The sequence below is a fragment of the Sporanaerobacter acetigenes DSM 13106 genome (assembly GCF_900130025.1).
Taxonomy (GTDB): Bacteria; Bacillota; Clostridia; order Tissierellales; family Sporanaerobacteraceae; genus Sporanaerobacter; species Sporanaerobacter acetigenes.
This window is the reverse complement of sequence record NZ_FQXR01000006.1, coordinates 1-14,870: the sequence shown is the minus strand read 5'-3', so window position 1 is coordinate 14,870 and position 14,870 is coordinate 1. Positions and strand designations below refer to the sequence as shown.

The following is a 14,870-nucleotide window of genomic DNA, read 5'->3' as shown; positions in this document are numbered from 1 at the left end:
TTTATGAATAGGAAAGGTATATTTTTTACATATAGAACAGGAGGTGGAAAAGTGCAAACATTATTTTCAATAATTGTTTTACTTGCAAGTGTGGTGTTGATATTTACTGTCATGCTACAACCAAGTAAATCAGAAGGACTTGGAACTATTGGTGGTGCAGGTGAAAGTATTTGGGGAAAAAGCAAAAGCAAAAATTATGAAGATAAACTAGCTAAAGCAACAACTATAGCAGCCATTGTATTTATGGTTTCTGCAATAGTATTAGCTGCAATACAATAAAACAAAGGAGGTATTATAAAATGGACAATGCTATTATAATAGCACCTATTGTTGGCGTACTAGCGCTATTTTTTGCTCTTTATAAGGCAAATTCAATCAATAAAGTAGCGCCTGGCACAGATAGGATGAAGGAAATTTCATCTTATATACAAGAAGGTGCTATGGCATTTTTAAAGAGAGAGTACAGATCTCTAGCAATTTTTATTGTTGTACTATTTATAGTATTAGCTATTGGTATTAGTCCAAAAACGGCATTATGTTTCTTATTAGGAGCAATATTTTCTATATTGGCAGGCTATTTTGGAATGAGAGTTGCCACAAAAGCCAATGTAAGAACTGCCAATGCTGCAAAAGAAGAAGGTATGAACAAAGCTCTAAATGTTGCTTTTTCAGGTGGAGCAGTTATGGGAATGTGTGTAGTAGGCCTTGGAGTATTAGGAGTAGGTTTATTATACATAATATTTGAGGATCCAGAAATCATAACTGGATTTGGACTTGGCGCTTCATCAATAGCACTTTTTGCTCGTGTTGGTGGTGGAATTTATACAAAAGCTGCTGACGTTGGAGCTGACCTAGTTGGGAAAGTTGAAGCTGGAATTCCAGAGGATGACCCAAGAAATCCTGCTGTTATCGCAGATAATGTTGGAGACAATGTAGGGGACGTAGCTGGAATGGGTGCTGATTTATTTGAATCCTATGTTGGTGCAATTATTTCAGCAATCACTCTTGGAATAGCTGCTTATGGAGATAGTGGTGTTAATTATGCATTAGCACTTGCATCTGTAGGTATTGTTGCTTCAATCATTGGTGTTTTCTTTGTAAGAGGAAATAAAGATCCACAAAAATCTTTAAATACAGGTACAGCTGTAAGTTCAATCATTACTATCATATTTGCATTTATATTGAGTAATTCAATGTTAGGATCTTATAGACCATTTGTATCAATACTATCTGGTCTTGCAGTAGGAATTATAATAGCAAAGATAACAGAATATTATACATCTGCTGATTATAAACCTGTAAAGAGAATAGCAGATGAATCAGAAACTGGAGCATCAACAAATATCATAGGTGGACTTTCTGTAGGTATGATGTCTACAGGAGGACCAATCATTGTTATAGCAATTGGAATATTAGTTGCATTTTATGCTTCAAATGGAGCAACAAATGCAGCAGAAGGATTATATGGGATAGCATTAGCAGCTGTAGGGATGCTTTCAACTGCAGGAATGACAATAGCAGTAGATGCTTATGGTCCTATCGCTGACAATGCTGGTGGAATTGCTGAAATGTGTGATTTGCCAGAAGATGTACGTAAAATTACAGACAAACTTGATTCAGTAGGAAACACTACTGCTGCTGTAGGTAAGGGATTTGCAATAGGTTCAGCTGCTCTAACGGCTCTTGCACTATTTGCTTCTTATACACAAGCAGTTGGATTGTCAGGAATAGATTTGACTAGTCCAAAAGTTATAGCTGGGTTGTTTATAGGTGGAATGTTGCCATTTATTTTCTCAGCAATAACAATGGAAGCAGTAGGAAAAGCTGCTTTTAGTATGATTGAAGAAGTAAGAAGACAATTTAAGACAATTCCAGGAATCATGGAAGGTAAAGCTACTCCAGAATATGGTACATGTGTTGACATTAGTACAAAAGCTGCACTAAAAGAAATGATTGTACCAGGATTGTTGGCTGTTGTAGTGCCTATATTGGTAGGTGTTATACTAGGACCAGAAGCTCTTGGAGGATTGCTTGCTGGAGCATTAGTTACAGGTGTTCTTATGGCAATATTTATGGCCAATGCAGGTGGTGCTTGGGACAATGCTAAGAAATATATAGAAGAAGGAAACCATGGTGGGAAAGGAAGCCCAGCTCATAAAGCAGCTGTAGTTGGAGATACAGTAGGAGATCCATTTAAAGATACATCAGGTCCATCAATAAACATATTGATTAAGCTTATGACAATTGTATCATTGGTATTTGCTCAATTGTTTATATAATGAATAAAAAATCCCTCTCGAATTTGAGAGGGATTTTTCAATACATACTATAAAAAAAGGCATATATGTGATATAATCTTATAGTTAATATCTTTCTTATGTAATAAAAAACAAATATTTGTTATAATCATAAATAGTAAGTTAATAATATAGATTAAGTTAAAATTAGTGAGGAAGGTAATGTATGAAAGTTAATATAGAAGGTATAGACATAAATTATATTGTTGAAGGCAATGGGCCAAATGTTTTGCTTCTTCATGGTTGGGGAGCAAATATTGATACAATGATGCCTATATTTAATTTACTTGTGAAGAATTTTAGAGTATATGCCATAGATTTTCCAGGTTTTGGACAAAGTGAAGAACCTAGTGAGGTATTTGGGGTATATGACTATGCAAGGGTAGCTAAAAAGTTTATAGATAATTTTAATATGGATGAAGTCATCTTGATAGGTCATTCTTTTGGTGGAAGAGTATCCATAGTACTATCTAGTCAGTATAAAAATATTGTAAAGAAAATGATCTTAATAGACAGTGCCGGTCTTATTCCAAAAAGAGGAGCCAAATATTACATAAAAGTTTATAGTTTTAAGATTTTAAGAGCTGTATACAATATATTGTTTTTTTGGATAGACAAAAAAGAAAGAATGGAGAAATTCTACAAAAAATTTGGCTCCACCGATTATCAAAATTCTTCTGGAATAATGAGAAAAGTACTTGTGAAAGTAGTTAATGAAGATTTAAAGCCACTTTTGAAGGAAATAGAAGCTTCAACTCTTCTCATATGGGGAGATAAAGATACGGCAACACCATTGTATATGGGAAAGATCATGGAAAATGAAATAAGAGACAGCGGATTAGTTGTCCTCGAAGGTGCGGGACATTATTCGTATTTGGACTCATTTGGCAGATTTTCTATCATATTAGAAACCTTTTTATTGGGAGGTGAATAAGGTGGAAATAAATATTTTATTTTCTGTTTCCATTGCCCTGTGTATTGTTGCAGTTGTTTTCAGGTCAAAATTTTTCCTACATATGATGCAACTTGAGGGATATAAAAATGAACAATATAAAAAATGGATGAATAGTTCTTCAAAAGTATATACAAAAAAATTGAAGAACAGTTTGATATTTTTAACTGTTTTGACAGTGGCATATATTATAATTGCTGGATTTAACAAGAGTATATTTTTATTTTATGGATATTTAGGAATATTTATTGTGGCAATCTTGTATACAACTGATTTTAAAAAGGAAGAAGCAAAAAAAGAATTAGTTTTTACTCCACGAGCTAAAAGACTTTATGTTTCAAATTTCATTATAATATTTCTTGTACTACTGATTGTATCTTTGATATACAAAGGAGTAGTCAGTGATAAACAGTTTTATTTGCCTATTGTACTTTATATGTTTTTTATTTTAGATTATTTTCAACCTAAAATAATGATATTGGCAAATATATCAGTTGCTCCAATTGAGAAAAAGATAAATATGTACTATTATGAAAAAGCTCAAGAAAAGGTAAAATCCATGGAAAAATTAAAGGTTGTAGGTATAACAGGAAGCTTTGGAAAGACTAGTACAAAATTTGTTACAGCTACAATACTAGATGAAAAATATAATGTTTTAAAAACTCCTGAAAGTTTCAATACTCCTATGGGAATAAGCAAAGTCATAAATAGTGACTTAAATGACGATGTAGAAGTATTTGTTGCTGAAATGGGAGCAAGAAATATTGGGGATATAAAGGAATTAGCGAAACTTACAAATCCTAGTATTGGTGTTTTAACATCTATAGGTCCAGCTCATTTAGAAACTTTCAAGAATATAGAAAATATAATGAAGACTAAATATGAACTTATAGAAGAATTGCCTGCTGATGGAGTAGCTATTTTTAATTATGACAATGAACATATAAAAAAATTAGCAGATAAGACTTTTAAAGAAAAGATACTTTATGGATTAGAAAATATAGATGAATTAGATATTTATGCTGCAGATATTGAAGTTTCCAAACTTGGTTCAACATTTACTCTAAAAGACAAGGAAGGAAATGAGATAAAATGTACAACAAGATTATTGGGTAAGCACAATATTTACAATTTGCTAGCTGGAGCTAGCGTTGGAAAGGCCTTGGGACTTTCTTTTGAAGAAATAAAAAGAGGCATTGAAAAAGTTGAACCTATACCTCATAGATTAAATATTATAGACCCAGGTACTGGAATTATAATTATAGATGATGCCTTCAATTCAAATCCAATAGGAGCAAGGGCTGCGTTAGAGGTTTTGAGTCAATTTAAAGAAGGTAAAAAAATAATTATAACTCCTGGAATGGTTGAATTGGGGGAAAGGGAAGAAGATGCCAATAGAGAATTAGGAACTAATATAGGAAAGGTTTGTGACTATGCTATATTGGTAGGAGGGAAACGAACTAAGCCAATTTATGAAGGATTGATGGAAGTTGGTTATAGTGAGGAGAATGTATTTGTTGTAGACAATTTAGACGAAGCAACTGTAGAGTTACAAAAAATTGTTAAGCCTAAAGATGTAGTATTATTTGAAAATGATTTACCTGACAATTATGATGAATAATTTTCTCTTGAGGAGGGAATGAAATGAAAAAAAGAGTTGGTGTAATATTTGGTGGAAGAAGCGTTGAACACGAAGTATCTGTCATTACAGGCATTCAAATAATGGAAAATATAGATAAAGAAAAATATGATATAGTACCTATATATATAAATAAGGAAGGAAGATGGCTTACTGGAGATAGTCTATTTAAGTTTGAAAATTTCAAAGAAAACAATTTGAAAGATTTAAAAGAAATAGTTTTTACTCCATTTCATGATGATCACAATTTCTATTCTCATCCAAATGAAAAGGGGGGACTTTTTAGCAATAAAAAAATTGTAGAAAATATAGATGTGATTTTTCCAGCTCTTCATGGAACAAATGGGGAAGATGGGACTATACAAGGCTTGTTTGAACTCATGAATATTCCATATGTAGGAGGAGGAGTACTTACTTCTAGTGTTGGAATGGATAAAATACTTATGAAAGATGTATTTAAAGCAAATGAACTTCCAGTAGTTGATTATATGTGGTTTTATAGATCAGAATGGGAAGAACATAAAGAAGAAGTATTGAAAATTATAGAAGATAAGCTAAAATACCCTCTATTTGTGAAACCAGCAAATTTAGGTTCCAGTGTTGGAATATCAAAAGCTGTTGACAATGAGAGTTTGGATAGAGCAATTGAGATAGCTATTAGATACGATAGAAAGATAATCATAGAAAAAGCTGTAGAAAATCCAAGAGAAATAAACTGTGCAGTTATAGGTTACGACAACAACTTAATGGCTTCTCTATGTGAAGAACCTCTTGGATTTGATGAACTTCTTTCATATGAAGATAAATATGTAAAGAGCAATATGAAAGGTGCAAAAGGAGAGAGAAGAAGAATTCCTGCTGATATAGGAGAAGCTAAAACAAAAGAAATAGAAGAAATAGCAATGAAGGCTTTCCACTCTATAGATGGAAGAGGAAATGCCAGAATAGACTTTTTACTAGATGAAGAAAACAATGTCTATATAAATGAAATAAATACTATGCCAGGTTCTATTGCTTACTATCTGTGGGAAGGGAAAGGCATATCTTTCAAAGAATTGGTAAATAGGATGATTGATATTGGACTTAAAGCGCATGAAGATAAAAATAAAAACATGTATTCCTATGATGTAGATCTTTTCAATAAGGTGCAATTTGGAGGAAAAGCTCGAAAAATGTAAGATATTTTATATATCTTACATTTTTTTCACGATGAGGGTTAAGAATATGTCTTCAGGGTAAAATATAAATAGATGTATCTACTAATAAAAAAGGTGGAGGAAAACTTATGAGCGTTAGAGAAAACATTGTATTGTTCATGGAAGAAAAACTATATAAGCCTATGACAAGAGAAGAATTGGCTAAATCTTTTGAAATAGATGACAAAGACATGAAAGATTTTTTTAAAATTCTAGACAGTATGGAAAAAGAAGGAGCCATAATTAAGACTAGAAATGAATTATATGGACTTCCTGAAAAGATGAATTTAGTAGTTGGAGTATTAGAAGGTAATGAGAGAGGATATGGCTTTGTCATTCCAGATGACAAAGAAAAGGCAGATATATATATATCTGCAGAAGATATGAATGGAGCCCTTCATGGAGACAAAGTTATAGCTAGAATACTGAAAAAAGGAGAAAATGGGAAAAGAGAAGAAGGAGAAATCTTAAGGGTACTTTCAAGAGCCAATGAGACTATTGTGGGAACATTTGAACATAACAAGAATTTTGGTTTTGTACTTCCTGATGATTCCAAAATAAGCATGGATGTATTTGTATCTAAAGCAGATATGAATGGAGCTAAGACCAATCAAAAGGTAGTAGTAGAAATAACTAGATGGCCTGAAAAAAGAAGAAATCCTGAAGGAAAAATTGTTGAGGTATTGGGATATATAGATGAAAAAGGAACTGATATACTTTCTGTAATCAAACAATTCAAATTGCCAGAACAATTTCCAAACAAGGTATTAGATCAGGCAGATAGGCTAGAGGACAGCGTATCTAATGAGGAAATGGGAAAAAGAGTAGATTTAAGGGATATGACTATTTTTACTATAGATGGTGCAGATGCAAAGGATTTTGACGATGCTGTTTCCATAGAAAAATTAGGCAATGGGAATTTTAAATTAGGAGTACATATTGCAGATGTATCCTACTACGTAAACGAAAATTCCATTATTGATAAGGAAGCATTAAAAAGAGGTACCAGTGTTTATTTGTTAGATAGAGTTATACCGATGCTGCCTGAAAAGCTTTCCAACGGAATTTGTAGTTTGAATCCCAATGTGCCAAGACTTACATTATCTGTTTTCATGGAAATTGATAGAAATGGTAAAGTAGTTAATCATGAAATAGTAGAGAGCGTCATTGAAAGTAAGGAAAGGCTTGTATATGATGACATATCGGATTTGTTGGAAAAAGATGATGAAAAGTTGAAAGAAAGGTATTCTCACATATATGATGATTTAAAACTCATGGAAGAGCTATGTCATATATTGAATGAAAAGAGGGAAAGAAGAGGTAGTTTAGATTTTGATTTTCCTGAAGCTAGAATAATACTTGATGACAAGGGCATTCCTGTTGAGATAAGAGAAGAAGAAAGGCGAATTGCAAATAGAATGATTGAAGAGTTCATGCTTGTATGCAATGAGACAGTTGCAGAATACATGTATTGGTCTCAAGTTCCATTTATATATAGAATTCATGAAGACCCTGATATGGAAAAAATAAATGAATTCAATAAATTTATTCACAATTTTGGATACAATCTAAAAGGCTCACAAGAAGTTCATCCAAAAGAACTTCAATCTCTTATGGATAAAATGAAAGGCAAAAAAGAGGAAAGCCTCATAAATACTCTCATGTTGAGATCACTTAAAAAAGCAAGATATAGCAGTGAAGTAGCTGGGCATTTTGGATTGGCAGCTAAGTACTATTGTCATTTCACATCGCCTATAAGAAGATACCCAGACCTTCAAATTCACAGAATAATAAAGAGCTACATAAAGGGAAAATTAGCTCCAGACAAAATGGATGTATTGGAAAATAGACTTGCCTATGTAGCAGATATATCATCAACCAATGAGAGAATTGCAGAAGAAGCTGAAAGAGCAGTAGAGGATTTGAAGAAAGCAGAATACATGAAAGAAAGAGTAGGAAATGTGTATGAAGGTATGGTTTCTTCATTGACTCATTTTGGAATGTTTGTTCAGCTTGACAATACCATAGAGGGTCTTGTACATTTCAGCAATATGATTGATGACTATTATTTTTATGATGAAGAAAAATACTATATCATTGGAGAATTGAGCAAAAAACAATATAGAATTGGAGATATGGTAAATATAAAAGTAATAGGAGCAGATGTGCTAAAGGGAACTATCGACTTCATGCTTGTCTAAAATAAAAGAGCCATTCAAGATAGAATTTCTATTTTGAATGGCTCTTTTTTATATTGTCTACCTTCTTGATTTTATAAGAGGGAAATATTATAAAAAAATAGAGTAAATCTATTTATTTTTTGAAAAGCTTGTACTATAATACTATCAATAGGTAAAATAATTTACTGGAAATATTTCTTGTAATTACAATGCTATTGTATAATTTTCTATAAATACTATCCAAATATAGAAAGGATGTTGTCATGTGTATAAATACCTTTTTAAATTTAAAGGGCTGTGTGTTGCAGCATTGGCTTTTATTTGTATATATTCAATTTTAAATACATTTATTGCATTGGCAGAAAAATTTATAATAGATATTATTTTTGAAGTAAATGGTCTAAATATGATATTTAAAGTATTGTTATTTATAGTTGGACTTTTGCTTGCCATAGCTGTAGTCAATGTAGTGCGTACTGCTCTTGTTTCAAAACTAAATAAGAATGTCATTAAGTCTATAAGGCAGGATATTTTTGAAAAAGTTATCAATATGGATATAGTTGAATTTCAAAAAAACTATGGTAGTGATTTTATTTCTATTTTAAATAATGATGTAGCTATTTTAGAAGAAAATTATTTTGCTCCTATATACAATAGTGTAACCATTGTGTTAATGATTGTGGCATCTTTTATAATGCTTATGAGACTAGATAAGACATTAGCATTAGTAGGGCTGGTATTAAGCATAATTTCTATAGTCCTACCTAAAACGACGGAGAAGAAGGCTATTGAAAGTCAAAAAAAGGTTTCTGAAAGTTATGGAGTGTTTAGCAGGAAAACTAAAGACTATTTTCAAGGATTTAGAGTTGTAAAGAGTTTTAATATTTTGGGAGAAATCAAAAAAGAGTTCAAGGAATATAATGATTATCTTGAAAGTAGCAAGTACAAATATTCAAAAGTACAAGCAATGACTATTGCTATTTCATATTTTGGCAATGTGGGAATGTATATTGCTATGCTAGTTATTGGAGTGTATCTTGCTATAAAGGGAAAAACTACTCTTGGAACAGTCATGGGTGCTGCTCAACTTACAAATAATTTGAAAATGATAGCTAATGTAGGAGCAAATATAAATCAGATAAAATCCACAAAATTTGTAGTTGATAAGTTCGCAGATATTAAACATATAGACAATACAAGTCAAAATTGTGGGGACAAGCTTGAAGTATTTAATGACTCTATAGAGTTAAATGATGTAAATTTTAGCTATGATGGAGAAAAAAATGTTTTAGATGGAATAGATATGAGATTTGAAAAAGGACAAAAGTATGCTATTGTTGGAGAATCGGGTTGTGGGAAAACTACTCTTCTGAAAGTTTTAATGGGATACTTTCCTAATATGGGTGGAAAAATAATGATAGACAAAAGGGATGTAGGGAAATTAAATATAAAGTATATGAGCAATATATTGTCAATAATGCAGCAAAATGTATTTTTATTTGATACTACTATAAAAAATAATATAACTCTTTTCAAAGATTATCCTGAAGAAGAAATAGAAGATGTGATTGAAAAAACACAGTTAAAAATGCTGGTTGAATCTCTTGAAGATGGTCCTGATACATATATAGGAGAAGCAGGAGACAAGCTTTCAGGTGGAGAAAGGCAGAGAATATCTATGGCAAGAGCATTTTTAAAGAAAAAGCCAATATTGTTGTTAGATGAAGCTACATCATCTCTTGACAATTTGACGGCAAATGAGATAGAAGAAACCGTATTTACTATGGAAGATGTGACAGTCATAAGTGTGACTCATGTGTTAAATGAGGAAAGGCTTAAGAGATATAATAAAATATTTGTTCTTAAAGATGGGAAAGTCATAGAAGAAGGCAATTTTGATGAACTTATGAATAAAAGTGAATATTTTTATAGTATGTACAATATAAATCAAATCAGTGAATCTAGTAGTATTGAATAAAATAATATATTTTGTTTTCCACAATCAAGGAGGAAAATTTAATTATGAAAAAATATTTATTTAAACATAAAAAGGCTTTATTTATATTGGCTATGGTATTTACTATATTGGAATCTATATTTTATACAGGAGAAGCATATATTTTTAAAAACATACTAGACTTGGTGTCTTTAGATATGAGTATGGATAAATTTTATGATACAGTCTTAATTTCCATAGTTTATACACTTGTTCATTGTGTTGTAATTTATATATATAGAAATGCATTGTCAAAATACTCAAAGAGTGTAGTTACTGAAATGAAAGAAGATATTTTTTCAAATATTTACAGCTATGATTTAAAAAGTTTTTCAGAAAATAATACGGAAAGTTATGTATCTATAATGTTGAATGATATAAAGATGATAGAAAAGGATTATATTTTAAATTTATTTGGCATTGTAGGATATATGTTTGACATAAGCTTTGCGATAATCTTGTTATTTAAATTTGATGTCAAAATAGCCTTAGTGGCTATAGGATTTAGTGTTTTGCTTAGTATAATACCTAAATTTTTTTCAAAAGAATTGGCAAGATTGAAAAAAAATTTATCTGATGGAATGAAAACCTTTTTAGTTAAAGTGAAGGAAATTTCAGAAGGGTTTGAAACTATAAGAACTTATGATATTGAAGATGAGGCATATGCCCAATTTTCTGTATATAATGATGAGGTGGAAAATGTAAAATACAATATTGGGGTTATGGATGCAAAAATAGATTCAGCTTTAGAGTTCTTTTCTTTCCTTATACAATATTTAGTTTTAAGCATAGTTGTATATTTCATTATAAAAAATGATTTGACTATAGGCTTGATAGGTTCGGTTGGTCAGTTGATGGTCAATATCTGTGAGCCTATGACTGGATTTTCTGGAAGGTTCAATAGATTAAAAACTGTAAAGCCAATAATTGATAATGTCATAGGAGAAAATCAGGTAGAAACAGAGAAGAGTGGAAGGAGTATTCAAATAGATGAATTTAGGGAAAGTATATGCTTTAGGGATGTGAAATTTAGCTACGATGGAAAAAGAAATGTATTGGATGGGATAAATATATGCTTTGAAAAGGGTAAAAAATATGCTATTGTTGGGGAATCTGGCAGTGGAAAGAGTACTATTTTGAAACTTATATTGGGAGATTACTGGTGTGATGAAGGAAGATTAACTGTTGATGGAACTGATATAGATGATCTAGATGCAGATTCTTTAAGTCAACTTATATCGGTCATACAGCAAGATGTATTTTTGTTTGATACTACTATAAAAAATAATATAACTCTTTTTAAAGATTATCCTGAAGAAGAAATAGAAGATGTGATTGAAAAAACACAGTTTAAAATGCTGATTGAATCTCTTGAAGATGGTCTTGATACATATATAGGAGAATCAGGAGACAAGCTTTCAGGTGGAGAAAGGCAAAGAATATCTATAGCTAGAGCTATGCTTAAAGATACACCTATATTATTATTAGATGAGGCTACATCTGCATTAGATAATATAACTGCTAATGAAATAGAAGAGATGGTATTAAATATGGATGATACAACAGTTATAAGTGTAACACATAGATTGAATGAAGAAAGGTTGAAAGGATATGATAAAATATTGGTTATTAGAGATGGGAAAATCATGGAAGAAGGAAAATTTGACAAACTTATAGATGAAAAGGAATATTTCTTTGAATTGTTTACTTTGAATTCAGCAATATAAATAATATGAAGAAAAAGCAATTCATTATAGAAAATATTTTCTATAATGAATTGCTTTTTTGTATCTATGCGTATATTATTGTTGGTTGTAGTATATGATATTTTCGACTCTTTCAGGATCTGGTTTTGCTTCTGATAATGGATTTATGATATTTAAATTTAGAAAAACTGCAAAATATAAAAATAATGTTAGGAATAAATTTTTATATTTTGTCATTTTCGAACCTCCTTTTTCAATAGTTCTTGAACTAATTGTTTTGCTAAATCTATATCATTATGTTCAAGATAATATAGTATTAGATTCAAGAATAAGCTTAATTTTTCATCTACAGAAATATTTAGTATTTCTTCTGAGAGTTTATCTTTTAGTTTGTATATTTTTTCTTTTTCATTTTCTTTAACATAGAAATTGAACAATTTCAATAGATATTGCTCATATAAATTTTTTTCATTATTTTTTTCTGCTAGATAGAGTGATTTTTTTAAACATTCTTCCGCGGAAGCATAATTTTTTAAAAAGAAAAATCCATCGGAAATTGAGAAAAATACTCTTGCTAGATAAGGTGAATTTTCATCTATATTGGAAATATGTTTGCTGATGGTATTTAAATATTCAGCTACTTTATCAACATCCTTTTTTTCTACAAACAAATCAACAATATTAGCATATACTAAATAAATTTCATCATGTTTTTTTTCTAAATTAAATATATCAATAGCTTGATTATATGTATTTAGAGCTTTATCATATTCTTTTTTATTTGAATAACAAATTCCTTCAAGTACTAGCATTTTTATAAACAATTTGCTGTTTATATCTTCTATATGTTTTTTAGCTATATTTAACTCTTCTATACTACTATCAAATTTTTCTAAATTTTCATATGCAAGGGCATTGTTGTAGTGAAATATGCCTTTGACTTTTTCAGGCATGTTTTTTTGACTTGATAGTCCAAAGTTTCCCAATCGAAGAGCTTCTTTATATTTTTCTGTATTGATACAATTAGATATCAATTTTGATAATATTTTATAATTATTTTTTCTATTTGGAAGCATAAAAGCACATTCTAAAGCTTTTGTTAAATAGATAAATTCTTTGTCAAAGTCATGAGAATAGTAGTATATATCTCCTAGAAGTTCATATATTTTAGCTTTTTTATCATTTAAATTCCAATGATTTAGGAACAATTCTATTTCTTGTAGTTCTTTTGATTCAATTTCAAAATTTTTTTCATTTAATTTGGTCTTAAAATTTTCAATATATAGGTCAGCCTTTTTTTTAGCTTCATATCTTTCTGGATTCAGAATATCTTCAGGCTCAATATAAATGTCTAGTCCTCTTTCTTCCATGATTGAATTCATATTTTCTGAAATTATTCTAGCATTAGTTTCATATAGTGGTGTCTTGTCATTTTCAATGATGCTGATTAAATTTCTCGTGATTTCTCCACCAGTTATTTCATATTGTTTTAAGCCCAATTCTTTTCTGATTTTTTTTAAATTTTGTCCTATAGTTATTTTACCTTGGTTTTCCATCATACCATCCTCTGTTTTTATATTTTAAATATATTATATCATAGGAATATTTCTTGTAAATAAATTTACGTTCAAGATTATCTACTATTATGTGTTAAATTTTGGATTACAACAAGGAGTTATTGACATAGTGGAAAAAATTTGATAAACTAAATACTAGACTCAAAAAAGTAATGTGGTGATTGTTATGGTTAATGAAAATTCTAAAATAATGGCTACCAATAGAAAAGCAAAGCATGAATACTTTGTGGAAGATACTATAGAAGTGGGTATAGTTCTCACCGGAACAGAGGTTAAATCCATAAGAAAAGGTAGATGCAATATCAAGGATAGCTATGTTCTTATTGAAAATGGAGAAGCTTATATTTACAATATGCATATAAGTCCTTATGAACAAGGGAATATATACAATCAAGATCCCCTTAGAACTAGAAAACTTCTTCTTCATAAGAGGGAAATTGGGAAATTGGCAGGATTCATTTCACAAAAAGGATATGCGTTGATTCCGTTGACAGTTTATATAAAAGATGGATTAGTTAAAATTGAACTATCTATTGCTAAGGGAAAGAAATTATATGACAAGAGAGAAGATATTGCCAAAAAAGAAGTTGAAAGAAAAATTCAAAGACAAGTAAAAGAAAAATATTAATTAATGGGGGCGAATTTGGTTTCGACGGGGATGTGGAGTAAAGAGCAGCGAGTCGTTGTCGCCAAGCAACGTTAAAAGTGGCAACTTAAAATTAAACGCAGACGATAATTACGCATTAGCTGCCTAGTTAGGTAGCCGTCCTACTTGAGAATCCCACGACTTGAGATAGGGCGTCAATTTAGTGGGGACCCGAGCCCTACAAAGCTTTGAGTAGGGAACGGAAATCATGAAGCTACTGAAGCTTGAACCCTGTCAGTAGGGGTCAAGTAGAGGGAATGAAAAAATACTGACTGCACTCGGAGAAGCTCTTTATAAAGCGTTTTCGGACGTGGGTTCGACACCCACCGCCTCCACCATAAAAGAACTTAAATATTGATACAATAGAAACTCCTTGATTTCAAGGGGTTTTCGTTGTTTTTGGGGATAAATTTAATATGAAGTTTCTATATTTGCACACCCTTATGCTAAATTATGCACACGGGTGTGCAGTTTTTTTGGGTGTGTGCACTTTTTAGCGATAAGGTTTTCTTAATAAACAAGCTCTCTATTTTTTAAAAAAATTGTGTTAAAATATAAAATATGAGTGAGTTTTACATAAAGGGGGTGGAGAGAAATAAAACCTAGTAGGGATTTAATTATGGGGTATTGATTAATTTTTTTGTATATCATAAGAAACAATTAATTATTGAGGGGATATAG

The 14,870-nt window shown here is 30.7% G+C and carries 11 protein-coding genes and 1 other RNA gene; 10 read left to right on the top strand and 2 right to left on the bottom strand.

Annotated features, from left to right (window positions below; genetic code table 11):
* Positions 1-51 precede the first annotated feature (51 nt).
* The 8 genes from secG to BUA21_RS07105 all read left to right on the top strand — a co-directional run bounded on the left by secG (position 52) and on the right by BUA21_RS07105 (position 11,987).
* Positions 52-279, top strand: a complete 228-nt coding sequence (secG, locus tag BUA21_RS07140; protein ID WP_143147147.1) for a preprotein translocase subunit SecG — start codon at positions 52-54, stop codon at positions 277-279.
* A 20-nt stretch (positions 280-299) separates the two neighbouring features.
* Positions 300-2,279 carry a sodium-translocating pyrophosphatase gene (locus BUA21_RS07135; RefSeq protein ID WP_072744133.1) on the top strand — a complete coding sequence of 660 codons (1,980 nt, stop codon included), beginning with the start codon at positions 300-302 and terminating at the stop codon, positions 2,277-2,279.
* 184 nt (positions 2,280-2,463) lie between these two features.
* Positions 2,464-3,231 (top strand): alpha/beta fold hydrolase, encoded by a 768-nt coding sequence (locus BUA21_RS07130; protein WP_072744132.1) that lies wholly within the window; start codon positions 2,464-2,466, stop codon positions 3,229-3,231.
* A 1-nt stretch (position 3,232) separates the two neighbouring features.
* Positions 3,233-4,870, top strand: a complete 1,638-nt coding sequence (locus BUA21_RS07125) for a UDP-N-acetylmuramoyl-tripeptide--D-alanyl-D-alanine ligase (protein WP_072744131.1) — start codon at positions 3,233-3,235, stop codon at positions 4,868-4,870.
* 23 nt (positions 4,871-4,893) lie between these two features.
* Positions 4,894-6,066: a D-alanine--D-alanine ligase family protein gene (locus tag BUA21_RS07120; protein ID WP_072744130.1), complete on the top strand. Its 1,173-nt coding sequence runs from the start codon at positions 4,894-4,896 to the stop codon at positions 6,064-6,066.
* A 107-nt stretch (positions 6,067-6,173) separates the two neighbouring features.
* Positions 6,174-8,285, top strand: coding sequence for a ribonuclease R (gene rnr, locus BUA21_RS07115; protein WP_072744129.1), 2,112 nt, complete (start codon positions 6,174-6,176; stop codon positions 8,283-8,285).
* A 244-nt stretch (positions 8,286-8,529) separates the two neighbouring features.
* A complete protein-coding gene (locus BUA21_RS07110) occupies positions 8,530-10,242 on the top strand; it encodes an ABC transporter ATP-binding protein (RefSeq protein ID WP_072744128.1) in 1,713 nt (570 codons plus the stop codon).
* A 44-nt stretch (positions 10,243-10,286) separates the two neighbouring features.
* Entirely contained in the window at positions 10,287-11,987 is a 1,701-nt protein-coding gene (locus BUA21_RS07105) for an ABC transporter ATP-binding protein (protein WP_072744127.1), read from the top strand.
* A gap of 75 nt (positions 11,988-12,062) precedes the next feature.
* Here BUA21_RS07105 and BUA21_RS14710 read toward each other — a convergent pair whose 3' ends face one another.
* Positions 12,063-12,203 (bottom strand): hypothetical protein, encoded by a 141-nt coding sequence (locus tag BUA21_RS14710; protein WP_158281618.1) that lies wholly within the window; start codon positions 12,201-12,203, stop codon positions 12,063-12,065.
* Entirely contained in the window at positions 12,200-13,522 is a 1,323-nt protein-coding gene (locus tag BUA21_RS07100) for a hypothetical protein (protein WP_072744126.1), read from the bottom strand. Before BUA21_RS07100 ends, BUA21_RS14710 begins: the two co-directional genes overlap by 4 nt.
* A 187-nt stretch (positions 13,523-13,709) precedes the next feature.
* Here BUA21_RS07100 and smpB point away from each other — a divergent pair, with 187 nt between their 5' ends.
* Both smpB and ssrA read left to right on the top strand, forming a co-directional pair.
* Positions 13,710-14,171: an SsrA-binding protein SmpB gene (gene smpB, locus BUA21_RS07095; RefSeq protein ID WP_072744125.1), complete on the top strand. Its 462-nt coding sequence runs from the start codon at positions 13,710-13,712 to the stop codon at positions 14,169-14,171.
* Positions 14,172-14,176: 5 nt separating this feature from the next.
* Positions 14,177-14,527, top strand: a transfer-messenger RNA (tmRNA) gene (ssrA, locus tag BUA21_RS07090).
* The last annotated feature ends 343 nt before the right edge of the window (positions 14,528-14,870 follow it).